Genomic DNA, 25,649 nt, shown 5'->3' on the forward strand with positions numbered 1-25,649 from the left:
GAGAACGCCCTGGCGGAGGCCGGGGTGTTCTTTGTTTTATCCCAAATAATTCCTTGCCATTCCCCGGGTTTTATTGTATAATACCTACAAGAGCCAAGAAAACAAAAGGAGGAAATTATGCGCAAGGTTATAAATATCAACAACGGCTGGCGTTTCCTGCAAAAGGAAGTGCCAATGCCCCAGCTTCTGCCGGCAGACTGGCCTACAGTGGACCTTCCCCACACCTGGAACGCCGTGGACGGCCACGACGGCAACGGCGGCTACAACCGGGGCAGCTACTGGTACGCAAGAGAGTTTGAGACCCCCCGCCAGCCCCTTCCCGGGGGCCGGGTCTATATACAGGTGCACGCCGCCGGGCAGGAGGCAGAGGTCTGGGTGAACGGCCAAAAGGCCTGCGAGCATAAGGGGGGCTACTCCCTTTTCCGGGCCGACGTGACGGAGCTCTGCAAGGAGGAGGGCCCGAATCTTCTCTGCATACTCTGTTCCAATAAGGAGCGCACGGGTATCTACCCCCAGGCCGCGGACTTCACCTTCTACGGCGGGCTCTATAGGGGGGTGGACATAGTATCGGTCCCTGCCACCCGTTTCGACATGGACTTCGCCGGCGGCGAGGGCTTCGACGTGTCCGCTGCTCCAATGGCCGACGGCTCCGGGGAGTTCGAGCTGCGCAGCTTTATCACAAACCCCGGCCCCGACTATACCGTGAGCTACAGCATATACGATAAGGACGGCAAGGAGGTTGCCGGAGCCGTCCGTCCCTCTGAGAGCCCGGACGTGAAGCTCCCGGTGCCCTGCGCTCACCTCTGGAGTCCCGATGCCCCCTACCTCTACACCGTCACCGCCCGGATAGTCCGGCGTAACGAGGTGGTGGACGAGGTTACAGTAAAATCCGGTGTGCGCAGCTTCTCCGTGGACCCGGATAAGGGCTTTATCCTCAACGGCAGGCCCCTGCCCCTTCGTGGAGTGTGCCGCCACCAGGACCGGCTCTATAAGGGCAACGCCCTGACTAAAGAGGAGCACTGGGAGGACGCGAGGATAATCAAGGAGCTGGGCGCCAACACAATACGCCTTGCCCACTACCAGCACTCCCAGGACTTCTATGACGCCTGCGATGAGCTGGGGTTCGTGGTATGGGCAGAGATACCCTTTATCAGCGTTTTCGACCCCACCCCCGAGGCCCATGAGAACTGCAAGTCCCAGCTTACGGAGCTGATAGTACAAAACTTCAACCACCCCTCCATCTGCTTCTGGGGCCTCTCTAACGAGATACTCATCGGCGGCATTTCAGAGCAGCTGGTGGAGAACCATAAGGAGCTCAACCACCTGGCCCACAAGCTGGACGGCACAAGGCTTACCACCATTGCCCACGTGAGCATGACCCCCGGCGAAGCCCCTCTCCACGACATAGCCGATGTGGAGAGCTATAACCTCTACTTTGGCTGGTACGGCGGCAAAACAGAGGACAACGGCCCCTGGCTGGACGAGTACCACAAGAAGTATCCCCACCGCTCTTTGGGTCTCTCGGAATACGGCTGCGAGGGGATAATCACCTACCACGGGCCGGAGCCCGCCTGCAAGGACTATAGCGAGGACTACCAGGCCCGGTACCACGAGCATATGGCCCAGGTCCTCTCGGAAAGGCCCTGGATGTGGTCCTCCCACGTGTGGAATATGTTCGACTTCGGCTGCTCCTTCAGGAACGAGGGCGGCGTTAAGGGCCGCAACAATAAGGGCCTTGTCAGTATGGACCGCAAGATACGCAAGGACAGCTTCTATATCTACCAGGCCTACTGGACGGATAAGCCCATGGTGCATATCTGCGGGCGGCGCTATGCCCAGCGGGCCGGGGAGACTACGGAGATACGCGTCTACTCAAATCAGCCCACCGTGTCACTGTATCTTAACGGCAGCCTGTACGCCGAGCAGAGCGCCTGTAAGGTGTTTGTATTTGAAGTGGCCCTGAAGGAGGGCATGAACACTGTTACGGCCTCCGCCGGCAGCGCCCGGGATTCTATAGTCCTGGAAAAGGTTGACCGGGAGCCGGGGGTCTACACCGTGCCCGCCCCCGACGAGGACCCCCGCAAGGGTGCCCCCAACTGGTTCAAGATGCCTGACCTGACGGCAATGGTCGGCAAGCCCGAGGGAGGTTACGAAGAATGAAAAGCAGTTTCCGCTGGTATGGAGAGAGCGACCCGGTGACCTTAGAGAATATCCGCCAGATACCCGGTATGCGCTCCATAGTATCAGCCGTGTACGACGTGCCCCCCGGGGAGGTCTGGCCCCTGGAGAGACTGGAGCACATGGCGAAGCTCTGCAAGGACAACGGTCTGGTGTTCGACGTAGTGGAGTCCATACCTGTCACCGAGGACATCAAGCTTGGGGGCGTCAGCCGGGACAGGCATATTGAAAACTACTGCGAGAATATCCGCCGCTGCGCAGAGGTTGGCGTAAGGTGCGTGACCTATAACTTCATGCCGGTCTTCGACTGGACCCGCACCCAGCTGGACAGACCGGCCCCGGACGGCTCAAAGAGCCTTGTGATGTACTGGGACCAGTTAAGGGATTTGGACCCCTTAAAGGAGGATATCCATCTCCCCGGCTGGGACTCCAGCTATACTCAGGACGAGGTGAGGGAGCTTATAAAGGCCTATGGGGAACTGGGAGAGGAGGGCCTCTGGGAGAATATCGCCTACTTCCTAAAGAAGGTGATACCTGTGGCCGAGGAGTGCGGCGTTATCATGGCCCTGCACCCCGACGACCCGCCCTATCCCATCTTCGGCCTGCCGAGGGTGATAACCTGCGAGGAGAACCTGGACCGCTACCTCTCCATTGTGGACAGTTCCTCAAACAGCCTGTGCCTTTGCACCGGCTCCCTGGGCTGCTCGAGGGGGAACGATATCCCGGCCCTGACCCGCAAATATTCCGCTATGGGCCGCATAGGCTTTATGCACCTTCGGAACGTGAAGATATTAGAGGACGGCAGCTTTGAGGAGTGTGGGCACCGCTCAGAGGCCGGGTCACTTGACATGAACGCCATAGTCAGGGCCCTGGTAGAGACAGGCTTTGACGGAGGGTTCAGACCCGACCACGGCAGGGACATCTGGGGCGAGGGCGGGAAGCCCGGCTACGGCCTATATGACCGGGCCCTGGGCACGGCGTATATAAACGGCCTTATTGAGGCTAATGGCGGAAGACTGGAGACGATATAATATGCAAAAATTCATGGGAAGGGATTTTCTTTTAAGCACCGAAACCGCACGGGAGCTCTTCCACGGTACGGCAAAAAATATGCCCATCCTTGACTACCACTGCCATCTCTCTCCAAGGGAGATAGCCGAGGACAAAAAATTCCAGTCCATAACCGAGGTCTGGCTGGGTGGCGACCACTATAAATGGAGGCTCCTGCGCGCCGCGGGCTGCACGGAGGACTTAGTCACCGGGAACGCCCCGGACCGGGAGAAGTTTCGGGCCTTTGCCAGTGTTATGCCCCAGCTTATGGGCAGCCCCGTGTACCACTGGAGCCACCTCGAGCTCCAGCGGGCCTTCGGCATATACGAGCCCCTTACCCCCGACACCGCCGACAGCATCTATACCCGGGCGAACAAGGCACTGCAAAAGACCTCCGCCCGGGGGCTCATGCGTCAGTTCAACGTCCGGGCCGTCTGCACCACCGACGATCCCGCCGACGAGCTCTGCTGGCATGAACAGATAGCAAAGGACCCGGACATGGAGATAAAGGTGCTGCCCGCTTTCCGGCCGGACAACGCCGTGAACCTTGAGAAGCCGGGCTTTGGCGAGTACATCAGGAAGCTCAGCGCCCGGGTGGGCCGGGTCTTGCAGACCGCCCAGGATGTGGCCGCGGCCCTTACTGAGCGCATAGAGGACTTCGCGAAAGCCGGGGCCCTCTGCGCCGACCACGGTCTTGACTCCATGATGTACGCCCCTCCCGAGCCCGCCGCCGCGAACGCCGCCTTCGGCGCTGCTATGGCCGGGGCGCCCATCGACCCCGCTCAGGCCGACGCGTACCGCACGCTGCTGCTCTTGGAGTGCGCGAAGAAGTATGTGGAAATAGGCTGGGTGATGCAGATACACTTCGGGGCGCTGCGGGACGTGAACAGGCCAATGCTGAGAAGGCTGGGCCGGGATGTGGGCGGCGACGCCATAAACAACCGCTCCGGCTCTGAAAAGTTAGGGATGCTGCTGAATGCCATCGAGGAAAACTCGGGCCTGCCGAAGCTGATACTCTACTCCCTGAATCCCAATGACAACGCCGCCATAGCGTCCATCATGGGCACTTTCCAGGGGGGCGGGGTGCCAGGCAAGCTCCAGCTGGGCAGCGCCTGGTGGTTCAACGACAGCCGCCCGGGCATGCGCGCCCAGCTGACGGAACTGGCATGTAACGGTGTGCTGGGCCAGTTCGTGGGTATGCTCACCGACTCCCGGTCCTTTTTGAGCTATCCCCGGCACGAATATTTCCGGCGTGTCCTCTGCGAACTCATAGGCGAATGGGTAGAGAGCGGCCAGTACCCGGACGACAGGCCGCGCCTTGAGAAAATAGTGGCGGACCTCTCATATAACAATACCAAAAACTACTTTGGCTTTTAAGGAGTGATATATATGGAACTGCCCTACAAGGTGGATTTCACCGGCAAGGTAGTGGTGGTCACCGGCGCAGGGGGCGTGCTTTGCGGGGATATGGCCCGGGCCTTTGCCCAGGCCGGGGCGAAGGTCGCGGCCCTGGACATCAACCTCCCGGCGGTGGAGGAGCTGGCCGCTGAGTGCCGGGAGCTGAACGAGACCTGCCTTGCATACAAGGCGGACGTGCTCAGTAAGGAGAGCCTTGAGGACGTGCATCAGCGCATACTCAAGGACCTTGGCCCCTGCGACCTCCTGATAAACGGCGCGGGGGGCAATAACCCCCGGGCCACCACCGACAACGAGTATCAGCACGAGGCAAAGGAGGGCCAGAAGACCTTCTTCGACCTGGAGCCCGAGGGCGTGGACTTCGTGTTTAAGCTCAACTTCCAGGGGACACTGCTGCCCACCCAGGTGTTCGCCGGGGATATGGCGGAGAGGAAACGCGGCTGTATTCTGAACATCTCCTCCATGAACGCCTACGTGCCCCTGACAAAGATACCGGCATACTCCGGGGCGAAAGCTGCCGTCAGCAATTTTACCCAGTGGCTGGCTGTGCACTTCGCCGGGACAGGCATACGCTGCAACGCCATTGCCCCGGGCTTTCTTGTGTCCGACCAGAACCGGGCCCTGCTCTTTAACGAGGACGGTTCTCCCACTACCCGCTCCGGCAAGATACTGACGGGCACGCCCATGGGCCGCTTTGTGGACAGCAGCGAGCTTCTCGGGGGGGTATTCTTCCTCTGCGACGACAGGGCCGCCAGCGCCATCACCGGGGTGGTGCTGCCCATCGATGGCGGATTCGCCGCATATTCGGGGGTATAACGAAAGTAAAAGGGGCTGCAAAAGCAGTCCCTTTTGACTTTCATTCCAGACCAGTTGCGGCGGCTATGGCCTTCGCCGCGAACTCAGCCGTCCCCGGCCCGCCCGTGTTGTCGATGCTCTCTGTAAAGTCCCCGCCGCCGGAGTACATCTTCCCCAGGCCCATAAGGGTCTTATCCGAGCAGGCGTAGAAATTCTCGGTAATGAAGCCTTGAAGCTCCCGGGCGAGGGCCATTGCCTCCGGGGACTCCGGGTTTGTCCCCCGCAGCTCCCCGAACCGTGCGAATATCCCCATTATCTGGGCTTCCATGGCCTTGTCCCGTTCCGGGGTCCAGTCCTTGGACTTCTCCAGAAACTCCTTATACTCCGGGGTGTTCTCATATATAGCCTTGGCTTCTTTTGCGTACTGGTCGATCTTGCTTGTGTCAAACGCTGTAAAATCCATTTTTCTGTTCACTCCTATCAGCTTTATGCCCTTTGCCAGGAGTATCAGGTTCTCAATATGCTCCTTTTTCAGCTCCAGCAGGGTTATCTGCTGCTCCAACGCTCGGTTCTTGTCAAAGCCCGGGCTCTCAAGTATGGCCTTTATCTCCCGAAGGGGAAACTCCAGTTCCCGAAAGAGCAGTATCTGCTGCAAGCGTTCCAGGGCCGCATCGTCATACAGCCTGTAGCCTGCTTCAGAGACCGCCGTGGGCTTTAAGAGCCCCAGAGCGTCATAATGCCGGAGCGCGCGCGCCGTCACCCCGGATATCTCAGAGAGCTCATGTATGGTCATCATAACCTGTCCTCCTTTGAAAGGTATGACAGAAGTATAAACTATGACGCAGGGTGAAGGTCAAGAGGAAATTTCAAAGTTTTTCAGGCTTTTTTATCCGGGTGTAAAAGTGGGTCTCGTCCTCATGGTGCACATAAGCGCCGTTCTTCACCTGCACCCGCAGGGAGGCCGGGTTCCCCCTCCTGACGGACATGTAAATTTCCTCCTCCGGGATAATTTCCCAGGCTTTCTCTATAGTGAGCCTCAGCCCCTCGGTGGCATAGCCCCGCCCGCGGTACTCCGGGGCTATCTCATAGCCGATATGCCCCGCGCCGTTAGCAAGGGCTTCTGTCAGATAATGGCGCAGTTTGAACAGACCCACAAGGTTATCGCCCTCCCAAAGAAAAAAAGCAGTGTCCGGCACGCGGCCCTCCTTAATCCCGATACCTTTGGAGTGGTTTATATATCCGGGCAGTATTTCCCTCTCAAACTCCTCCCTTGTGCACCCGGAGCCCGGGTTCATAAACCCGCACTCGTCCTTGGGCATACCGGTGATGAACAGGTACTCCTTCTCAATGTCCTCAAGGTTCGCTTCCTTCAGGTATAGCATTACAATCACTCCCTGTTTCAAATTATGTGGTCAATTATATCACAGATATCCATACGTTGCAACATAAAACACACAGAAAGCAGGTTATATTATGACAAACTATCAGCTTTGGACAGGTACCTACACCCAGGGGGAGCCCCGGGACGGCATATACCGCCTGGGCTTCGACGGCAAAAATCTCAGTGTGCTGGAGAGCTGGGGCGGGCTTACCGACCCCTCATACCTACAGCCGGTGGGCGATAAGGTCTACGCCGTGGAGGAGCTTTCGGAGGGCGGCTCAATAATCGAGCTTTCGCCGGGCAAAAAGGAGTACCGCCGCTGGACGCTCCCTGGCAGCGGGTACTGCCATGTGACGGCCCTGGGAAACCTCCTCTATGCTTCGGGCTACTCCGGCGGGTGCCTTGCGGGGTTTGACCTGGGCACAGAAAGGCTTTGTGAGTTTATAGAGCACGAGGGCCGGGGAACGGACCAGAAGCGCCAGGAGCGGGCCCATATCCACTCGGCCCGGCCTACCCCCGACGGGGTTGGGCTGTTCGTGGCGGACCTGGGGCTTGATAAGCTGTTCCAGTACCGCGTGGGCCCGGGCGGAAGGCTTGCGCCCCATGAGGGCCAGCCCTTTGTGCGGGTTGCTCCCGGCCAGGGGCCAAGGCATTTCGCGTATCACCCAAGCGGCAGGTTTCTGTACCTTGTGACGGAGATGGGCCAGACCCTTCGGACCTACTGCTATGACAGCGGTAGCTCTGCGCTGGAATTCCTCAACGAGTACCCCCTCTATGAGACCGCCCCCGCCCCGGGGGATACCGCGGCTGACGTGCAGCTGGACCCGGCGGGCAGGTTTATATACGCCAGTGTGCGGGGCTCTGACAGGATATTCCGCTATAAGGTCACGGCGGACCCGGGGACCCTGGAACCGGCGGGCAGCTTCTCAAGCGGCGGCAAATATCCCCGGAGCATCAGCATAAGCCCGGACGGTAGGTATCTTGCGGCGGCGAATCAGCTCTCCGGAAAGGTGGCGGTGTTTGAGCTGGGGCCGGGCATACCTGCCGGAGGTGCCGCAAAGCTGCAAATACCCGGCGCGGTATGTGTGAAATGGGCCGGAAATAAATGAAAAAAGGAGTCCCCTTGGGGGACTCCTTATTCCAGTTCAGGGAAGACCATAGGGTTCTGGCCCAGAACGCAGAGGGTATCGTTGGACTTTTTGCAGAACAGCATATACGCCTGCCGGTAGAACTGTGAGATGAGCTCCTTGTCCTCCAATATGTCCTCTCCGGGCTCAAAGCGGATACTGACCCGGCATCTGGCGTGGAAACGCAGGACGTTGCTTTTGCCGGAGTCGAACATCACTATAACGGCGCGCAGGGGCATAGAGGGGTCGTTGGGAGTCTGTAGGCTGAACGCGATCTCCGGCTGGGTAGTGATGGGTTCGCTCTGATCGGTGGCGATAAGGAAGTCGAACAGGTCGAACTTCACCGAGTCTATTTTGGGCATGGTACCTCCTCCTAATTGTATCATATTGTACCAGAATCGGCCGGGGATGTCAACATAGCAATAGCGGGGGATATAATGCCCGCTGAGAAAAACAATTGACATTTTTATGAATACGTGCTAAAATTACTGTATTATGATGGGGGGCGGCGGTTTCGCGCGCTGTCTCTTAGTGTAGTATACTTTTATCAGCGCTAGTCGGGATTTTTTATGAGAGAAGGTGAATTTATTGGCAGGTCAGGTCTATAACATGATACAGCAGGTCATTACCCAAAAGGGAAGAGGCAACCTGGTTATCGAAAATTCAGTTCGGACAAAGATGTATCTAAAGGGGATTGCTGTGGATAAATATACTGCGGTGTCTCCCGATGATCCGGCTACCATAAAAAAGGTGCGCGAGGTTGCCAAAGAATTTGGCATTATAGTCTGAGGTCTACAAAATTTGCTATGTAAAGGCGGGAAATATATTGGCAGTCAAGACGGTTTTAATTAAGGGAACAAATAGCCAGGATATGGCGCGGCAGGCCGGCGAAGCTTTGGCCGGTTTCCAGCCGAAGCTGTTGCTGTTTTTTGCCTCCAGCGTGTATGAGGAGCCCCAGGCGGCTCTGAAGGAGGCTTTCCCCAACAGCGAAATTATCGGCTCTACCTCCCATAGCGAGTATTGCGACGGGGAGTTTACAAGCGGCGCGGTCAGCATTATGGCGATGGATAAGGAGAGCGTTGAGGACGTTTGCGTGCGCGTTGTGGAAAACATCAGCGCGGAGCCGGACCTTAGAGGGGTTCTGGAGGATATGCACGGCTATTTTGGCGGTGTGGAGCAGGTCATCAACAATTACGAGAGCTATGTAGGGCTTGTTATGTTCGAGTCCAGCGCGAAGTCCGAGGAGATTTTTATGGACCGCCTGGGAACGGTGACAGACCTTCTCTTTGTGGGCGGCTCGTCCTCCACGGCCGACAGCGGAGAATCGCTGGTCTATGCCAACGGCAAAAGCTATAGCGGCGCGGCAGTGCTGGCAATACTTAAAACAGTGAACGGCTACGATGTGATCAAGACCCAGAGCGCCCATATTTTGTCAGAGCGCAAGCTGCTGGTTACTAAGTCCGATATGCGCAACCGTATCCTTTACGAATTTGACGGACGCCCCTGCGGCGAGGTCTATGCCGAGGTTTTGGGGGTTGCCCAGGAGGATATTCAGAATTGCTTTGTAAGCAATCCCTTGGGGGTTGTGGCTGACGGCGAAATTTTCGTCCGTACCTTCAATCAGATCCAGGACGGCGGCATCACCCTGCACTGTGGTCTGCCGGAGGGGACAGAGATCAATGTTCTGGAGATCGGCGATATAGTTGATGATACCAGAAAGGCCCTGGACCAGGCGATCACCTATAAACTCGCCGGCCTGATCAACTTTAACTGTCTCTACCGCACTCTGGAGATGCAGAAGGAGAACCAGGTCGAGCCTTACTGTGAGCTTTTCGGGCGGTATCCCAGCATAGGCTTCTCCACTAATGGCGAAGCGTTTTTCGGGCATATCAATGAAACGTCCACAATTTTGGTCATAAAATAAATTGTTCTCAGTCCCGGATCGGGGCTGGAATATGGAAGCCGTCTCTTTTGGGACGGCTTCCATTTATTTATGAATATCCCATTGCCAATTCCCCGACCGTCTGTTATTATGTATATAACCAATTTTATAAAAGGAGCGGTGCGCATGGATAGAGAGACTGCCCGGAAACGGGCCCAGGAGCTGGTGGAAAGCATGACCACGGAGGAGAGGGCCTCACAGTTGAGATACGACGCCCCGGCCATACCCCGGCTGGGGATACCGGCCTATAACTGGTGGAACGAGGCTCTGCACGGAGTGGCCCGGGCGGGGACAGCCACCATGTTCCCCCAGGCTATCGGCTTGGCGGCGGCCTTCGACCCGGAGCTTATGCGGCAGGTGGGGGACTGCATCAGCACCGAGGGCCGGGCAAAGTATAACGAGAGCAGCGCCCGGGGGGACAGGGACATCTATAAGGGGCTCACCTTCTGGTCCCCCAACGTAAACATCTTCCGGGACCCCCGCTGGGGCCGGGGCCACGAGACCTATGGCGAGGACCCGGAACTGACCTCCCGGCTGGGTGTGGCCTTTGTTCAGGGAATACAGGGGGACGGGGAGTATATGAAGGCCGCCGCCTGTGCAAAGCACTTCGCCGTGCACTCCGGCCCGGAGGCCGAGCGCCACCGCTTTAACGCCGTGGCCAGCCCCAAGGACATGGAGGAGACCTATCTGCCCGCCTTCGAGGCCTGTGTGAAGGAGGGTAAGGTGGAGGCGGTCATGGGCGCTTATAACCGCACCAACGGCGAGCCCTGCTGCGGCAGCCCCAGCCTGCAAAAGGTACTGCGGGGGGAGTGGGGCTTTGAGGGCCACTTCGTGTCGGACTGCTGGGCCATCGCGGATTTCCACGAGTACCATAAGATAACTAAGCGGCCAGAGGAGTCGGTGAAGCTGGCTCTGGAAAACGGCTGCGACGTGAACTGCGGCTGCACCTACCAGCGAATACTGAATGCCCTGGAGGAGGGCCTGCTGGAGGAGAAGTACGTGACAGAGTCCTGCGTGCGGCTGTTCACCACCCGGTTCCTGCTGGGAATGTTCGACAAGACGGAATATGACGGCTTTGGCCGTCTGGACGTGGAGACCAGAGAGCACCTGGCCCTCTCCCGGCGGGCGGCAAGGGAGAGCCTGGTGCTGCTGAAAAATGACGGCCTGCTGCCCTTAAAGCTGGAGGAGCTGCATACTATAGGGGTCGTCGGCCCCAACGCCAACAGCCGCAGTGCTCTTATCGGCAACTACCACGGCACGGCCTCCCGGTACATAACCGTGCTGGAGGGGATACAGGATATTGCGGAGACGGCGGGCAAGAGGGTGCTATACGCCGAGGGCTGCCATCTCTCCCAGGACAAGACCGAGGGGCTGTCCCAGAATGCGGACGACAGACTGAGCGAGGCAAAGGCGGTGGCGGAGCTCTCCGACGTTGTTATCCTGGTCACCGGCCTGGACGAGACCCTGGAGGGCGAAGAAGGAGATACGGGCAACGCATATTTCTCTGGAGACAAAAAGGACCTGCATCTGCCCGCCTCCCAGGAGCGGCTCATGGGGGAGCTGCTGGACTGCGGCAAGCCGGTGGTGCTTGTAAATATGAGCGGCAGTTCCGTGGACCTGCGCGCCGCCCAGGAGAGGGCCGGGGCCCTCCTACAGGCCTGGTACCCCGGCTCAGAGGGAGGCCGGGCCGTGGCCCAGGTGCTGTTTGGAGAGGCCTCCCCCTCCGGCAAGCTGCCGGTGACCTTCTACAACAGCACCGAGGACCTGCCGGACTTTAACGACTACTCCATGGAGAACCGCACCTACCGCTACTATCAGGGCACGCCCCTTTACCCCTTCGGGTATGGGCTGACCTATGGCCGCTGCGAAGCCGTTAAGGCGGAGTGGGAAAAGCGGCCCTCAAAAGATGGGGAGTCCGCCCTCCTGCGGGTCACCGTCAGCAACAGCGGGAACCCCACGGAGGAGGTGCTGCAAGTATACGTCAAAGCCGGGGACACGGAGTGGGCACCGAGGAACCCGGCCCTGGGGGCTTTCCAGAGGATAAGGCTGGAAAAGGGGGAGACCAGGGACGTGACGGTGGAGCTGCCCATGCGGGCGTTCACCACGGTGGATAAAGACGGCGTGCGGGCCCTGCGGGGATCGCACTTCGAGGTCTGCGCCGGGTTCTCCCAGCCGGACAGGCGGAGTGTGGAGCTTACCGGCACTGAGCCGGTAAGGCTTGAAACTACGATATAAGCCAAAAAGCCGGGCTGTCCTAAAAAGGACGGCCCGACTTTTTTAGTCCGCAAATTCAAGCTCAATATAAAAGTTGCATTTCTCCTCTGGCAAGAAAGCTCGAAAATACGCCTCCTCCAGAGGAATCCATCTGTCCTTGAAAACCTCCAGGGTCTCCGGTCCGTTCCGCGCCTTAATGCGCCTTAGCTGCTCTTTTGGCCCCACGTCCATAAAGATACGTAGGTCGTAATAGTCCCAAAGCTCCGGGTGGCAGCTATAGGAGCCCTCCACAACGGTGACAGGGGAGGGCTCCAGACGCACAGGCTCCAGCAGGGCGGGCTTGTGCGCGTCATAGGGCCGGTATACCACCGGGCGGCCCGCCCTGAAGGGGAGCAGAACCTCCTCCAGCACCCGCTCCCGGTCCACGTTCCCACCGGGCTCTTTAAAGCGCTCCGGGGTTCGCTGCTCGGCCCGCAGGAAGAAGTGGTCCATATGCACCACCGCCGCACCCGCCTCTTTTTCCAGCGCCCCTGCCAGGGTGGTCTTCCCGGACCCGCAGCGTCCGTCTATGGCAAGCAGTATGGGTCGTTTGGGGTACTGGCCGAGGAATTCCAGAATTGCGCCCGTGGCAGAGACCAGGTCAGCTTTCAGCCTTTTCATTGTTCATATCCCGCTTCGTCTTAAAGGGCACAAGCCCGGTGCGGCCCAGGGCCAGCATGATAAGGGGGAGGAGGATAAGCTGGGCCAGTATGCCGGGAAGGGCGTTGATGAAGGCTCCCGCCAGGAACATCTGCACCGAGAAGCCGCTGCCGAAGACCCCCAGCTGGATTGTCTGGACGACTCCCCACACCACGCGCCCCGCCAGCATAGCGATTACCAGGCTCCTGTAGAGAGCCAGCATACATTTCCATTTGGACAGGGAGTAGAGCAGCCCGGCCACAAGACCATAGGTCATCAGCTCAAAGGCCATCGCCGTGCCCGCGGGGAAGAACACCGGCATACCGAATATGGCCGACCGCAGAAGGGGCAGCACAAAGCCCACAAGGGCGCCGCTCTGCCAGCCGCATACAAAGCCGCAGAGCAGGACGGGTATGTGCATGGGCAGCAGCATCTGGCCTATCTGGGGAATCTGGGCGGTGAACAGGGGCAGAATCAGGCCGATGGCCAGGAACATGGCGGAGAGAACAAGGTTTTTAGTCATTGGTTTCATTGAAGCAGCTCCTTTTCATTTTTCCATTGTGGACATATTATAACATATTGAGTAGACTCGAAGTCAAGCGTTTTCTCCGGGAGAAATTTTCTTTTGAAACGCCTTGACAAAGATACGCATTGATATTATAATGATATCAAACAGCGAGCTAAGGCCCGCGTACATATGAAAGGGGACTGAAGGTATGGAACAAAACGAGAAGATAGTCAACCGCTATGAGGAGAAGTCCGCAAAGACCCTGAGCGGCTTTGGGATGCTGGCGCTGGTCCTGCTGCTGATACTGGGCGGCATAGCCGTGATGGTGCTGGGTATAGTCGGGGTGGTGCAGTACAGCATCGAGATGGGAAATGAGGACGCGGTCAGCGCCGCCGGCCTGGTGATGCTTTTTGGCGGCATTATCCTCATGGTGCTGGGCTTTGTGCTCTGCGCGGGCTTCAAGGTGATAAACCCCAACGAGGCCATGGTGCTGACCCTGTTCGGCAAGTATTACGGCACCATTAAGAAGGACGGCTTCTTCTGGACCAACATCTTTTGCTCGGGCATGAACCCGGGCTCGGACCGAAGCAGCGTGTCGGTGGGGGCCAACGGCAGCGTGAATATTTCCGGCGGCAACAAAAAGGTGAGCCTGAAGACCATGACACTGAATAACGAGAAGCAGACCGTAAACGACGAGCGGGGCAACCCAATTATTATCGGCACCATAGTTATCTGGCGGATAGTGGACACCACCAAGGCTGTCTTTAATGTGCAGAACTACCGCACGTTCCTCTCCACCCAGTGCGACTCGGCCACCAGGAACATAGCGAGGATGTACCCCTATGACCTCTTCGAGGAGGACGACCAGAACGAGAAGACCCTTCGTGGCAGCAGCCAGGAGATAGCCGCCATGATGACAAAGGATTTACAGGAACGGGTGGCTATAGCGGGCCTTGAGATACTGGAGGTGCGCATAACTCATCTGAGCTACGCCCCGGAGATAGCGGCGGCCATGCTCCAGCGCCAGCAGGCCGAGGCCATTGTGGCTGCACGGAAGAAGATAGTAGAGGGGGCCGTGGGCATGGTGGAGATGGCCCTGGACCAGCTCAATGAGGACCAGGTGGTGGCCCTGGACGACGAGCGCAAGGCGGCCATGGTCAGTAACCTCTTGGTGGTGCTCTGCGGCAGCAAGGATGCCCAGCCGGTGGTGAACAGCGGCTCGATATATTAACGACAGAAGAAACAGGAGACTGCCTATGGACGAGAAGGAGAAAGCCAAAAAGCAGATACTGCTTAGGATATCGCCCACCCTCTGGAGGGAGCTGGCACAGTGGGCGGAGGAGGACTTTCGCTCTATCAACGGGCAGATAGAGTTTTTGCTGACGGAGTGCGTAAGAAAGAGGAAGGGCGGAAAGAAGCCGGAGGAGTAAAAAGTTCGTCAACCTTTCAAGGTTGTGGGGTTCTTAGGGGCAAAGCCCCTAAGTCGCCGAAGGCTGTAAATGTACAAAAAGAAATTAGGACTTTTCCAAAGGAAAAGTCCTAAAATGTTTTGGTTTATCAGTTGGCTTCTTCGCTTCGCTCAGTCGCAAGACCGTGGGACTCTGTCCCACACCCTGCGGCCTTGAAAGGCCGGCGAACTTTTTACTCTATCCTCTCAAAATCCGCAGGCCCATGCTTGCACAGGGGGCAGACAAAATCCTCCGGCAGTTCGTCCCCCTCATACACATACCCGCATACCTTGCAGACCCAGCCCTTCTTACCCTCCGTCTCCGGCTTGGGCTTCACGTTCTGCTGATAGTAGGTGTACGTCATAGTCTCCACATGGGATATAACCCGGCTCTCGGTGACGCTGCAAATAAACATACCGTGGGTGTCCAGGTCCACATACTGCTCCACCTTCAGCGACATGAAGGAGTTGATATACATGGGCAGAAACGCCAGCCCGTTATCAGAGCGCAGTATCTCCTGCCCCGCGAACTTGTCCGCAGAGCGCCCGCTCTGGAAGCCGAAGTTCTGGAACACCGAGAAGGGCGCGTCCTGGGAAAGGCAGTTGATGTTCATTATGCCGGTCTGCTTTATCACATGGTGAGAGTAATTGTCCTTATTGATGCAAACGGCGATGCGGTTGGGGGTGTTGGTCACCTGGGTGACGGTGTTCACGATAAGGCCGTTGTCCTTCTTGCCGTCGTTGCTGGTGATGACATAGAGACCGTAGCCGATATTAAAGAGGGCCGTCAGGTCGTGCTTGTCGGCAGTGTCATCCTGGCGGGCCAGATAGTCCTGGCAGAGGTTCGCGGCCAGTGTCTCCAGCTTCTCGCCGCTCTCGGCGCTGAGGGCGGAGCGGATAGTGACCACCGGCTCCGCCATAGTCAGCTTCTTGGACTTTTCCAGCATCCCCTTCATGACCCTGGCGGCCATGGGGGCCCAGGAGCCGTTCTCGATAAGGGCCACGGTGCGGTTCTGGAAGTTCCGCTCGGTGAGGTGGGTGATGAACTCCCGCATAAAGGGGAATATCTCCGCGTTATAGGTGGTGGTGGCCAGCACCAGCTTGTTATAGCGGAACGCGTCCTCTACGGCCTCGGCCATGTCCGCGCGGGCCAGATCGTGTATAACCACCTTCGGGCAGCCCTTCTGCCGCAGCTTCTCCGCGAACTGCTCCACGGCCTTTTTGGTGTTGCCGTAGATGGAGGTATAGGCTATCACTATGCCCTCGCTCTCGGGGGTATAGGAGGACCATAGGTCATACTTTTTGATATAGTGGCCGAGATTCTCCTTGAGCACCGGCCCGTGGGTGGGGCAGATGATCTGTATGTCCAGGCCCGCCGCCTTCTTTAAGAGCGCCTGGACCTGGGCCCCGTACTTGCCCACTATGCCGATATAGTACCTGCGGGCCTCACAGTCCCAGTCCTCCTCCACGTCCAGGGCCCCGAACTTGCCGAAGCCGTCGGCGGAGAACAGCACCTTGTCTGTGGTATCGTAGGTGACGATGACCTCGGGCCAGTGGACCATGGGGGCGGCCACAAAGGCGAAGGTGTGCCTGCCGGTATTGAGGGTGTCCCCCTCCTTGACGAGGAGGCGGCGGTCGGCAAAATCGTCCCCGAAGAACTGGCCCATCATGGCAAAGGCCTTCTCGCTGGAGACGATGGTGGTCTCCTTATAGGTCTGCATGAAAGCGGCAATGCTCCCGGCGTGGTCGGGCTCCATATGCTGGATTATAAGGTAGCTGGGCTTGCGGCCCCCAAAGACGCCCTCTAAGTTATCCAGCCACTGGTGGGTGAAGTGCGCGTCCACCGTGTCGAAGACGGCAACCTTCTCGTCCAGCACCACATAGGAATTATAGGCCATGCCGTTTGGCACCAGATACTGGCCCTCGAACAGGTCAACCTCATGGTCGTTTACGCCGACATACTTGATATCCTGGGTGATTTCCATTATGACTCTCCTTTATGAATTGGGTTTCTGTCCATATTATACCCAGATAACTAAGGTTTGTCAATCAGATATCCCGCCGCTTTATCTCCATGCCGCCGGAGGTGGTGTTCATGCGTATTTCCGCGCCGCCGCTGCCGCAGCGCACACGGCCGCCCCCAAGGTCCTCGGTGGGGAAGTCGGAGCGGAAGCTGCCGGAGACAGAGTCGTGCTCCACGGTGAAACCCGCAGCGGGGGGCAGCTCCAGCGTTAATCGGCCGGAAACGGAGTCCATATCCACATCAAGGGGCTCTGCCGAAAGGCTTGCGGATATATCGCCGGAGATGGTGCTAACGTTAAGCTCCTGGACCTGGCCGTCCAGCTTGCAGCCCCCTGAAACGGTGTCCAGGGTAAGGGCCTCAGAGTCAACGCCCGCAAGCTCCATGACGCCGCTGACGGTGTTTACCGTTAAGCTCTCGGTGGCGGAAATCTCGTTTAGAAAAGCCTCCCCGCTGACGGTGTTCACCTCCATCCGCTCTGCGGAGCAGGAGCTGAGGGAGAGGCTGCCGCTTACTGTAGACACGCTCATATCCTCAGATTTGCAGCCCGCCACGGACATATCCCCGCTGGTGTTTGAAACGTCCAGGGTGACCAGCTCCACCATTAGCTCCCGGGGCAGGAGCACCTCCAGCTCCTTGTCCTTCTGGCCGAACCAGCCCAGGTTCACGTTGAAGAACTTGCGGAACCACTGGCCGTCCCAGCGGATCTTGAGGGCGCCGGAGCCTGTTTCCACCTTCATGCGGTCGGCCTCGTCAATGGCCTTTGCGCTGCGCTCGGTGACGTGTATTTTATTGTCGGGGCTTATACCTACCGTAACCGGGCCCGTGAGCCAGGATATATCAAGGCTGTCTATCTCCTCTTCGGCCGGGTCGATGACAAGGGCGTTCTCATGGCCGCGGGCTATCTTTGTATTAACGCTCCTGTCCGGTTCGGCGGCAAGGCCGATGGCCAGCACCGAGGCGAAGAATAGGGCGGCAAGGGCGCAGGCCGTTATGGTGAATATCTGGCTCTTTTTAAGCTTCATCTCACGCCCTCCCTTACTTGCCGCCATTTTGCTTCATCATGGAGCCCAGCAAGGTGTTCACGATCACGTCTATAGCCGGGGCGATAAGGAATATCACCCAAGTGATGTACCACTTGCCTGTGCCAAAGCTTATGATGAAGTAGAAGGCCAGCACCAAGGGCCAGAAGGCTCCGTTAAAGGCAGCGATATAGTGCTTTTTTCTCTGCTTCTGCTGCTGCCACTGCTGAAAGTCCTTTACCACTGACCCGGGCACGGGCTGGGGCTGCTCCGGGTGGGACCACTTATCGTAGACTAAAAGCCCGACTCCCACGGCTATCATCATGAACATACCGATGGGCCCCAGGGCCCCGCCGAAGAAGCTGCCGCCAAAAAGCTCCTCGAAAACTATTGGCGGCACGGGGCTCAGTATAAACAGCATGACCGCCGCCGTGCGCACCAGGGCCCTGCGGTGGTCGGGCCGGGGCTGGGGGTAGTACACCGGCGGGGGGACCGGGTCACCGTTCTCGTCGTCCTCCAGCTGGGAAAAAAGCTCCCGCACGTCGCCAATGCTCCCGATGGTCAGGTTATATGCGTCGTCGGGGGTCTTGCCCTCTCCTATAAAAGCGTAATATTTCTCGATGAGGTTTTGGGTGAGCTCTATCTTCAACTCATAGGCCCGCTGGGTGTGGGGCGCGCTTTCAAAAAGCTGGTCCATGTATTCTCGTATTCTGTATTCCATGTAGGTGTCTCCTTTTTACCTTTTTTATTAGAGTAAGGTCATGGGGTTATAAGTGTCTCGATAAGCCGCTGGGACTGCTCCCATTCTCCCAGCATACGGTGGTACTCCTGCACTCCCGCCTGGGTGATGGAGTAGTACCGCCGCCGGGCCCCGGTGTTCTCGTCCCCCCAGTAAGAGGTGATGAGCCCCATCTGTTCAAGCCTGCGAAAGGCCGTATAGAGCGTGGCCTCCTTAAGCTCATACTGTCCGCCGGTCTTCTCGGCTATAGAGCGGTTTATCTTGTAGCCGTAGCTGTCGCCGCTCAGCAGATGGGCCAAAATGATGGTGTCGGTGTGTCCGCGTATCATATCCGACGCAATGGACATATTACCCCTCCTTTCATGGTATTATTATATATCCATATACTTCGACTGTCAAGGTATATTTGCGCAAAATATACTTACGGATTTATTACAAAAAAACAGACAGCTCCATAAATGGAGCTGTCCTGATATTCAATAAATCAGCCGGGCTTTCTGGCCATCAGGCAGTACCAGCCAATCTCATCAAAGGGCTTGTCCTCAAACCATGGGCAGGGCCTTATCTCGGGCTGGGAGTAGCCCATATTATGGAGCTCAGTCTTGACGGTTTCCAGGGAAAAGGGGTGCAGGTGCTCCTGAAAGTTGTTGGTATCGAATATTCTGCGTCCTTTTTCGTAGCTGTGAACGATGTTTATGGTTATGGTCCCGTCGGCGTTATAGTCCCACACCTGGACGCAGCCAATGCGGGTTCCGTCCTCCTTATAGAAGGGCTGGGGTATGATAAACCGATTGGCGCTTTTTGGGGCCGCGTCCCAGTTTCTGCTGTCAAAATAGAGCCAGCCGCCGGGGACGATACATTTGTCCATTTCATGTATGGTTTTGAGAACATCGGCATTCGTCACGTGACCAAGGGCGCTGCCTGTGCTCATAACGCAGTCAAATTTACGGTCAAAATGGCCGGAAAGCTCCCGGAAATCGCACTGGGCAAGGGGAACGTCAAATCCCTTCTCCCGGGCCTTCTTTGCCGCCTTTTCCAACATTGGCGCGCTGATGTCTGAACCTGATACCTCATAGCCCAGCTCCAGAAGGGGAAAGGTCAGGTTGCCGGTGCCGAAGCTGCAATCAAGGATAGAACGGAGGCTTTTGCTGACGAGCATTTTTTCATAGTGCTGCTTATATGCTTGGTTAGCGCCGTCGGTGAAGCGCTCGTCGTATATCTCGGGGAAATCGTAAAGGTCAGCCATTTTTATACTCCTTTTCACTTTTTTATTATCTTACTCAGCGCGGGAAATTCATATAAGCCCTATTTCATCACAACATTCCGCTCCCCCTCCTCCGAGGAGAGAAGTTCCCCCTCGTACCTGTCGGCGGTAAAGAGGAACACGATGTACCTGCCGGTTTCTATAGCGAACTGCTTCACCCCGCAGAGCCTTGGGGCCAGTACCGTCAGGCCGGTCTCATCTTCCCCAATATTATATCAGTTTGTCACTTATAGGGCACCCCCCTTGCAAAATCCGTGGCAATCGTATACAATATTCAAAAACAAACGGAAAGGTCCTGATAAAATGAAACTTCTTATCGTGCGCCACGGCGACCCGGACTACAGCATAGACTCCCTGACCGAAAAGGGCTGGCGGGAGGCCCACTACCTTGCGGATAGGCTTACAAAAACACCCGCCGACTTCTACTACTGCTCGCCTCTGGGCCGGGCGCAGGATACGGCCAAGGAGACAATGGAAAGACTTCATAGGAGCTATGAGGTCCTTCCTTGGCTCCGGGAATTCCAGACGGCTATACATAGGCCCGACGTGCCCGACCGGCTGATGAACTGTTGGGACTGGCTGCCCGGCGACTGGGCAGAGGTGCCAGAGTTCCACCGGCAGGCTGACTGGCTTACCCACCCCGCCATGGAGGAGGGGAACGTCAGGAGGGAGTACGACTGGGTCATAAGCGGCCTGGACGAGCTCCTCCTCCGCCACGGCTACAGGCGGGAGGGAAACCTCTATAAGGTGGAGCAGGGAAACAACGACGCCATAGTGCTGTTCTGCCACTTCGGGGTGGAGTCGGTGCTATTGAGTCGGCTGATAAACCTCCCGCCCATGCTCATCTGGCACGGTATGGCGGCAGCCCCTACGTCGGTGACCACGGTGGTGACAGAGGAGCGCCGGGAGGGCACGGCCTACTTTAGGATGACGGCCTTCGGGGACACGTCGCACCTATATGCAAACGGCGAGCCGCCAGCCTTTGCGGCGCGGTTTGTTGAGAAGTGGGGGAACCCCGGGGAGCGAGTAGATTGACAGGGCCGAAGAAATCTCTTGCTTTTGCCGGAAATATCTTGGTGTTATGTCTGTAAGGAGTTCGCCAAGCGGTGGACGCTGGCTTGCGCCAGGTCCCGGAGATTTTCCTCGGCTATGAAATAGCCGCCTTTTCCTTCGGAAAAGTACCGGAAAACTCCTGCCTCTACAGAGGGCCTGAAACCTCTGATTACATAGAAACCCGCTCTATCAAGGGCAGGAATCTGGTGTAAAGGAGGAGAGCTTAATGAGTGACTATCAGATACTGCACCTGGTCATGATGCTGTTACAGCTCTTACTGACCGTAATAGGAATATGTGATAGTATAAATCACAAAAAAGTAAGCAACCGTTCCAGGGCACGGAACGGTTGCTGTTCTCATAGCAATACCTAAACCCGGGCCAGCCGTCTGTCGGCGGGCTCCACTTTTTTCTGTCTCTATTATAGACCATAGCGGCCCGTTTGTCAAGTCAAAGCTTCCGCGGACCGATTCCGCGCTCTACTCTATCCCATACTTCTTAGCATACTCCTTCAGCACATCCCTCCAGTGCTCATGCACAAACCCATGCTCGATGTCCTCCGGACTGAAATACGCCCCATCCATCATTGCCTGGATGGCCGCCTCTGCTATAAAGCACTCGCGCAGGTAGTCATCCGCCAGGCCCTCCTCCAGGTCAGTGTTCATCTTAAGGTTCACGCCACCGATGGCTCCCTTATAGAAGAAGCTCCCCTTCCCCAAAAGCTCCCCTATGCGCTCAAAGCAGTCGATGCCCTCGCGCATCTGGGCTATAGTGGCCGTGCGTGTGTACTGTTCGGGTGTTTTCATAGGTCTTTCACCTCCGTTAAGAATATTGTCAACTGTCGTGGACAGCACCTCTGCCAGGTCTGGCAGCAGGTTCACATCCGGGAGGGTCTCCCCCCGCTCCCACTTGCTGACGGCCTGGAAGGAGATGTGGAGCAGCTCCCCCAGCTGGTTCTGAGTCAGGTCCCGGGCCCTGCGCAGGGCGTGGATGTGCCGCCCTACTTTTATGGGGTCAACTGGCATTTTTGTGTCCTCCTTTGGTGCGTTTTTTAAGCGCGCTTTACAGGTATATTATAGCCCCGGGGGCGCATTTCGCGCAATAACCCCTCAGGTTATTTTCCGGGCGAGGGCTCAATTAGGGGTTGAGGGGCCGGGAGGGTTGTGCTATAATATCTTGGTAAAATTTCATGTAAAGGAGCCTTATATGGACAAGATTATAGAGACCCTCTCAAAGGAGCTGAACGTCCGCCCGGAGCACGCCGGGGCCGTTGTAAGCCTGCTGGACGAAGGCAATACCGTTCCCTTCATCGCCCGATACCGTAAGGAGCAGCACGGCACCATGGACGACCAGACCATACGCACCTTGGCGGACAGATTACAGTACCTTCGCGGCCTTGAGCAGCGCAAGAACGAGGTGATAGCTGCGGTTACGGCCCTTGAGAAGCTTACCCCGGAGCTGGAGAGCGCCGTTATGAACGCCGCCACCATGGCCGAGGTGGAGGACCTCTACCGGCCCTACCGCCCCAAGCGCCGCACCAGGGCCGGCATAGCCAGAGAGAAGGGGCTGGAGCCCCTTGCGAAGCTCCTTTTCACCGGCCTTGATGATGACGGGAAAATCACCAAAGAGAGTGCGGAAAGCCTTGCGGGGGGGTATATAGACCCGGAAAAGGACGTAAATACTATTGAGGAGGCCCTGCAGGGGGCCAAGGACATTATCGCCGAGGACCTGTCGGACGACGCGGAGATACGCAAGAAGCTTCGGGAGCGCATACAGCAGGGCGGCGCGCTGAAATCCTCGGCGAATACGGAGGAGGACACGGTCTATAGGCTGTACTACGACTTCCAGGAATCTCTGAAGAAGCTCCAGAGCCACCAGATACTTGCTATGGACCGGGGCGAGCGGGAGGGGGTGCTGAAGGTGTCGGTGCTGTCCGGGGAGTTCGGGCCGGTGCAGGTGATGCTGCAAAAGGTCTACTCCCGGCACCCCTTTATGGAGCTGCTGCGGGAGGTGGCGGAGGATGCCTGGGACAGGCTCATCTTCCCGTCCCTTGAGCGGGAGATCAGAAAGGAGCTGACCGAGCGGGCGGCGGAGCAGGCCATACACACCTTCGCATTAAATCTGCGGCCCCTTCTCATGCAGCCGCCGGTGAAATCCAAGGTGACCCTGGGCTTTGACCCGGCCTATAGGACCGGCTGCAAGCTGGCGGTGGTGGACGGCACCGGCAAGGTGCTGGAGACCGCCGTCATATACCCCACAAAGCCCCATAACCAGACGGAGAAATCCAAAGCGGTGCTGAAAAAGCTCTGTGATAAGCACAAGGTAGAGTGCATAGCCATCGGCAACGGTACGGCCAGCCGGGAGTCGGAAATATTTATAAGCGAGTTCATAAAGGAGTACCCGAGTAATCTGTCGTACATGGTGGTCAGCGAGGCGGGGGCCTCGGTGTATTCAGCGTCGAAGCTGGGGGCCGAGGAGTTCCCGGACTTCGACGTAAGCCTGCGTTCGGCGGTGTCCATCGCAAGGCGGCTGCAGGACCCTCTTGCCGAGCTTGTGAAGATAGACCCCAAGGCCATCGGTGTGGGGCAGTACCAGCATGATATGCCCCAGGCCCGGCTTTCGGAGACTTTGGACGGCGTGGTGGAGGACTGCGTGAACGCAGTGGGGGTGGATCTGAACACGGCGTCGCCCTCGCTGCTCAGAAGGGTGGCGGGGATAACCCCCACGGTGGCCAAAAACGTTACGGTGTACCGGGAGGAGAACGGCAGCTTCAAGACCCGGCGGGAGCTCTTAAAAGTCCCCAAGCTGGGCCCAAAGGCCTTCGAGCAGTGCGCGGGCTTTTTAAGGGTGCCCGAGAGCAGGCAGGTGCTGGACCGCACCGCCGTGCACCCGGAGTCCTACAAAGCCGCGGAGAAGCTCCTTGAGATATGCGGGTACACTTTAAAGGACGTGGGCAGCCTGTTTGAGCTGGATAAGCGTCTGAAAGAGCTGGGTACTGATAAAGCCGCCGAGGCCTGCGGCGTGGGCGTGCCCACTCTTAGGGACATCGCGGCAGAGCTCCAGAAGCCCGGCCGGGACCCCCGTGACCAGCTGCCCCCGCCAATTCTCAGGACAGACGTGATGGATATAGCGGACCTGAAGCCCGGCATGAAGCTCACCGGCACGGTGCGCAACGTGGTGGACTTTGGGGCCTTTGTGGATATCGGCGTGCACCAGGACGGACTTGTACACATCTCCCAGCTTTCAGATAGGTTCGTCAGGGACCCTAGCCTTGTGGTGAAGGTTGGCGACATTGTAGAGGTGACGGTGCTGGAGGTGGACGAGAGGAAGAAGCGCATCTCCCTGAGCATGAAGAAGCAGGCCCAGTGAAGAAGCCGGGTTTTAGGAAGAAGCTGCTGGCCTTTGCGGGAGCCGCCCTGCTGGCGCTTATAGTGTGGACCCTCTGGGGGAACACCGCGATGATGGTCACGAATATCACGGTGAAAGCCCCCAGGGAGGTCTCCGGCCTGCGGATAGCCCACGTCTCCGACCTGCACAATGCGGAGTTCGGGGCGGGGAACCGGGAGCTTCTCGGGCTGCTGGCAGAGCAGGAGCCTGACCTTATCGCCGTCACCGGGGACCTTGTGGACTCAAGACATACGGACATGAACACAGCCCTGAGCTTTGTGGGGGAGGCGGTGGAAATTGCCCCGGTGTATTATGTGCCCGGCAACCACGAGGCGCGGCTTTCGGATTATGGAGAGCTCCGGGCCGGCCTTGAGGCGGCGGGAGCCGTGGTGCTGGAGGACCGGGCCGTGAAGTACATGGGGGCGAACCTTATCGGCCTTTCGGACCCGGACTTCGCCCTTTTGGGGGATATCTTCGGGGAGGTCCCGGCCATGACAAGGGCAAAGCTCTCAGAGCTTACGGACCCTGGAGGCTATAACCTCCTGCTCTCCCATAGGCCGGAGCATTTTGAGACCTATAAAGACAGCGGCATAGACCTGGTCCTCACCGGCCACGCCCACGGCGGACAGTTCCGGCTGCCCTTTATCGGCGGGCTTATAGCTCCTAATCAGGGCTTTTTCCCAAAGTATGACTCCGGGCTCTATACGGACGGCCGGACAAATATGGTGGTCAGCCGGGGGCTTGGGAACAGTATTATACCCCTGCGCTTTAACAACAGGCCGGAGATAGTAATAGTTGAGCTTGTGGAGGAATGAAAGAAACCCCGGCTCCGGGCGGCAGGGCACATATAATGTGGAGGGAAATATCCGCCGGGAGCGGGCTGGTCCACAGCGGGTATCGTTATAAACTGATAGGGAACTATGGATTTGAGGTGGAAACTGTGATAAGTATCAGAAATTACCAGGATATGGATTGGGACTCTGTCAGCAGCATTCATGACAGAGCAAGAAGGCTGGAGCTGGAACTTGCCGGTCTGAAGGAGGCCTTTTTGCCGTTAAGGATCGCCGCAGAACGGGAGGGCCTGTTTGATTATCCTGGCCTTTACGTAGCGGAAGAGAAGGGCACGGTAATCGGCTTTGCGGCCTGCACGGAGGACGAGCTTGCGTGGCTGTACGTTGCTCCCGAAAAGATGCGCCGTGGAGTCGGACGCAGCCTTTCCCAATATGCCATGAAAATGCATCCCGGAATCAGGTATATTGAAGCGCTTAAAGGCAATGTGCCGGTACTAAAGCTGTATGAAAGCCTTGGGTTCAGGCTTAAAGGGATCGAAGAAGGAAAAATGCCGGGGAATGAATCGTTTACTGTTCAAGTATATTCATTGGAAAGAACAGTGTAAATTCGGGCCTCCTGCCCCCAAAACAAGGCCCTG

At 57.6% G+C, this 25,649-nt stretch carries 26 protein-coding genes; 15 read left to right on the forward strand and 11 right to left on the reverse strand.

The features are described from left to right. Nucleotides 1-117: 117 nt before the first annotated feature. Genes ADH66_RS02385 through ADH66_RS02400 form a run of 4 tightly spaced genes read left to right on the forward strand, consistent with a single transcriptional unit; the run spans nt 118 to nt 5,460 of the window. Nucleotides 118-2,160, forward strand: a complete 2,043-nt coding sequence (locus tag ADH66_RS02385) for a glycoside hydrolase family 2 protein (RefSeq protein WP_066536145.1) — start codon at nt 118-120, stop codon at nt 2,158-2,160. Then, nucleotides 2,157-3,209 carry a mannonate dehydratase gene (locus ADH66_RS02390; RefSeq protein WP_066536140.1) on the forward strand — a complete coding sequence of 351 codons (1,053 nt, stop codon included), beginning with the start codon at nt 2,157-2,159 and terminating at the stop codon, nt 3,207-3,209. Before ADH66_RS02385 ends, ADH66_RS02390 begins: the two co-directional genes overlap by 4 nt. A gap of 1 nt (nt 3,210) precedes the next feature. Beyond that, nucleotides 3,211-4,605, forward strand: a complete 1,395-nt coding sequence (gene uxaC, locus ADH66_RS02395; protein ID WP_066536139.1) for a glucuronate isomerase — start codon at nt 3,211-3,213, stop codon at nt 4,603-4,605. 12 nt (nt 4,606-4,617) lie between these two features. Next, nucleotides 4,618-5,460, forward strand: a complete 843-nt coding sequence (locus ADH66_RS02400) for an SDR family oxidoreductase (protein ID WP_066536138.1) — start codon at nt 4,618-4,620, stop codon at nt 5,458-5,460. A gap of 40 nt (nt 5,461-5,500) precedes the next feature. Here the strand turns inward: ADH66_RS02400 and ADH66_RS02405 are convergent, their stop codons facing one another. Next, nucleotides 5,501-6,235 carry a MerR family transcriptional regulator gene (locus ADH66_RS02405; protein ID WP_066536136.1) on the reverse strand — a complete coding sequence of 245 codons (735 nt, stop codon included), beginning with the start codon at nt 6,233-6,235 and terminating at the stop codon, nt 5,501-5,503. A 70-nt stretch (nt 6,236-6,305) separates the two neighbouring features. Further along, nucleotides 6,306-6,821: a GNAT family N-acetyltransferase gene (locus tag ADH66_RS02410; protein WP_066536135.1), complete on the reverse strand. Its 516-nt coding sequence runs from the start codon at nt 6,819-6,821 to the stop codon at nt 6,306-6,308. Between the two features lie 91 nt (nt 6,822-6,912). On the opposite strand from ADH66_RS02410, the gene ADH66_RS02415 reads away from it, so the two are divergent. Next, nucleotides 6,913-7,929, forward strand: a complete 1,017-nt coding sequence (locus ADH66_RS02415) for a lactonase family protein (RefSeq protein WP_066536134.1) — start codon at nt 6,913-6,915, stop codon at nt 7,927-7,929. 26 nt (nt 7,930-7,955) lie between these two features. Here ADH66_RS02415 and ADH66_RS02420 read toward each other — a convergent pair whose 3' ends face one another. Next, complete coding sequence (locus tag ADH66_RS02420; protein ID WP_066536133.1) at nt 7,956-8,309, reverse strand: hypothetical protein; 354 nt, start codon at nt 8,307-8,309, stop codon at nt 7,956-7,958. Between the two features lie 226 nt (nt 8,310-8,535). On the opposite strand from ADH66_RS02420, the gene ADH66_RS02425 reads away from it, so the two are divergent. From ADH66_RS02425 to ADH66_RS02435, 3 genes are all read left to right on the forward strand, one after another. After that, on the forward strand, nt 8,536-8,736 hold the full coding sequence (locus ADH66_RS02425; protein WP_066536130.1) for a hypothetical protein: 201 nt from the start codon (nt 8,536-8,538) through the stop codon (nt 8,734-8,736). A gap of 37 nt (nt 8,737-8,773) precedes the next feature. Further along, a complete protein-coding gene (locus ADH66_RS02430; protein ID WP_066536128.1) occupies nt 8,774-9,871 on the forward strand; it encodes an FIST signal transduction protein in 1,098 nt (365 codons plus the stop codon). 144 nt (nt 9,872-10,015) lie between these two features. Beyond that, nucleotides 10,016-12,124 (forward strand): glycoside hydrolase family 3 protein, encoded by a 2,109-nt coding sequence (locus ADH66_RS02435; RefSeq protein ID WP_066536126.1) that lies wholly within the window; start codon nt 10,016-10,018, stop codon nt 12,122-12,124. 42 nt (nt 12,125-12,166) lie between these two features. Here the strand turns inward: ADH66_RS02435 and ADH66_RS02440 are convergent, their stop codons facing one another. Both ADH66_RS02440 and ADH66_RS02445 read right to left on the reverse strand, forming a co-directional pair. After that, nucleotides 12,167-12,763, reverse strand: a complete 597-nt coding sequence (locus tag ADH66_RS02440) for a uridine kinase family protein (protein WP_066536124.1) — start codon at nt 12,761-12,763, stop codon at nt 12,167-12,169. Beyond that, nucleotides 12,744-13,304 carry an ECF transporter S component gene (locus tag ADH66_RS02445; protein ID WP_330397674.1) on the reverse strand — a complete coding sequence of 187 codons (561 nt, stop codon included), beginning with the start codon at nt 13,302-13,304 and terminating at the stop codon, nt 12,744-12,746. The genes ADH66_RS02440 and ADH66_RS02445 overlap by 20 nt, the downstream gene beginning before the upstream one ends. Before the next feature lie 193 nt (nt 13,305-13,497). Here ADH66_RS02445 and ADH66_RS02450 point away from each other — a divergent pair, with 193 nt between their 5' ends. Beyond that, the gene (locus ADH66_RS02450) at nt 13,498-14,520 is read left to right on the forward strand and encodes an SPFH domain-containing protein (protein WP_066536121.1); all 1,023 of its coding nucleotides are present in this window, start codon (nt 13,498-13,500) and stop codon (nt 14,518-14,520) included. A 25-nt stretch (nt 14,521-14,545) separates the two neighbouring features. Continuing rightward, nucleotides 14,546-14,719, forward strand: a complete 174-nt coding sequence (locus ADH66_RS19815) for an Arc family DNA-binding protein (protein WP_157130607.1) — start codon at nt 14,546-14,548, stop codon at nt 14,717-14,719. A 211-nt stretch (nt 14,720-14,930) separates the two neighbouring features. On the opposite strand, the gene ADH66_RS02455 is transcribed toward ADH66_RS19815, so the two are convergent. The 5 genes from ADH66_RS02455 to ADH66_RS02475 form a co-directional block, all read right to left on the reverse strand. Continuing rightward, nucleotides 14,931-16,721 carry a flavin reductase gene (locus ADH66_RS02455; protein ID WP_066536119.1) on the reverse strand — a complete coding sequence of 597 codons (1,791 nt, stop codon included), beginning with the start codon at nt 16,719-16,721 and terminating at the stop codon, nt 14,931-14,933. A gap of 64 nt (nt 16,722-16,785) precedes the next feature. After that, a complete protein-coding gene (locus ADH66_RS02460; protein WP_066536116.1) occupies nt 16,786-17,781 on the reverse strand; it encodes a DUF4097 family beta strand repeat-containing protein in 996 nt (331 codons plus the stop codon). A gap of 13 nt (nt 17,782-17,794) precedes the next feature. Continuing rightward, nucleotides 17,795-18,499: a hypothetical protein gene (locus tag ADH66_RS02465; protein WP_066536113.1), complete on the reverse strand. Its 705-nt coding sequence runs from the start codon at nt 18,497-18,499 to the stop codon at nt 17,795-17,797. A gap of 38 nt (nt 18,500-18,537) precedes the next feature. Then, nucleotides 18,538-18,864: a PadR family transcriptional regulator gene (locus ADH66_RS02470; protein WP_066536110.1), complete on the reverse strand. Its 327-nt coding sequence runs from the start codon at nt 18,862-18,864 to the stop codon at nt 18,538-18,540. A gap of 137 nt (nt 18,865-19,001) precedes the next feature. After that, nucleotides 19,002-19,763, reverse strand: coding sequence for a class I SAM-dependent methyltransferase (locus tag ADH66_RS02475; RefSeq protein WP_066536107.1), 762 nt, complete (start codon nt 19,761-19,763; stop codon nt 19,002-19,004). A gap of 321 nt (nt 19,764-20,084) precedes the next feature. Here ADH66_RS02475 and ADH66_RS02480 point away from each other — a divergent pair, with 321 nt between their 5' ends. Both ADH66_RS02480 and ADH66_RS19820 read left to right on the forward strand, forming a co-directional pair. Beyond that, nucleotides 20,085-20,816, forward strand: a complete 732-nt coding sequence (locus ADH66_RS02480; RefSeq protein ID WP_066536101.1) for a histidine phosphatase family protein — start codon at nt 20,085-20,087, stop codon at nt 20,814-20,816. 71 nt (nt 20,817-20,887) lie between these two features. Beyond that, a complete protein-coding gene (locus ADH66_RS19820) occupies nt 20,888-21,046 on the forward strand; it encodes a hypothetical protein (RefSeq protein ID WP_157130606.1) in 159 nt (52 codons plus the stop codon). A 266-nt stretch (nt 21,047-21,312) separates the two neighbouring features. On the opposite strand, the gene ADH66_RS02485 is transcribed toward ADH66_RS19820, so the two are convergent. After that, nucleotides 21,313-21,858 (reverse strand): helix-turn-helix domain-containing protein, encoded by a 546-nt coding sequence (locus tag ADH66_RS02485; protein ID WP_066536097.1) that lies wholly within the window; start codon nt 21,856-21,858, stop codon nt 21,313-21,315. A 181-nt stretch (nt 21,859-22,039) separates the two neighbouring features. Between ADH66_RS02485 and ADH66_RS02490 the strand changes: the two genes are divergently transcribed. Genes ADH66_RS02490 through ADH66_RS02500 form a run of 3 tightly spaced genes read left to right on the forward strand, consistent with a single transcriptional unit; the run spans nt 22,040 to nt 25,616 of the window. After that, nucleotides 22,040-24,202 carry a Tex family protein gene (locus ADH66_RS02490; protein WP_066541693.1) on the forward strand — a complete coding sequence of 721 codons (2,163 nt, stop codon included), beginning with the start codon at nt 22,040-22,042 and terminating at the stop codon, nt 24,200-24,202. Beyond that, complete coding sequence (locus tag ADH66_RS02495; RefSeq protein ID WP_066536087.1) at nt 24,199-25,035, forward strand: metallophosphoesterase; 837 nt, start codon at nt 24,199-24,201, stop codon at nt 25,033-25,035. Before ADH66_RS02490 ends, ADH66_RS02495 begins: the two co-directional genes overlap by 4 nt. A 35-nt stretch (nt 25,036-25,070) precedes the next feature. Further along, nucleotides 25,071-25,616 (forward strand): GNAT family N-acetyltransferase, encoded by a 546-nt coding sequence (locus ADH66_RS02500; RefSeq protein ID WP_201448063.1) that lies wholly within the window; start codon nt 25,071-25,073, stop codon nt 25,614-25,616. The last annotated feature ends 33 nt before the right edge of the window (nt 25,617-25,649 follow it).

The sequence above is a fragment of the Acutalibacter muris genome (genome assembly GCF_002201475.1).
Classification (GTDB): Bacteria; Bacillota; Clostridia; order Oscillospirales; family Acutalibacteraceae; genus Acutalibacter; species Acutalibacter muris.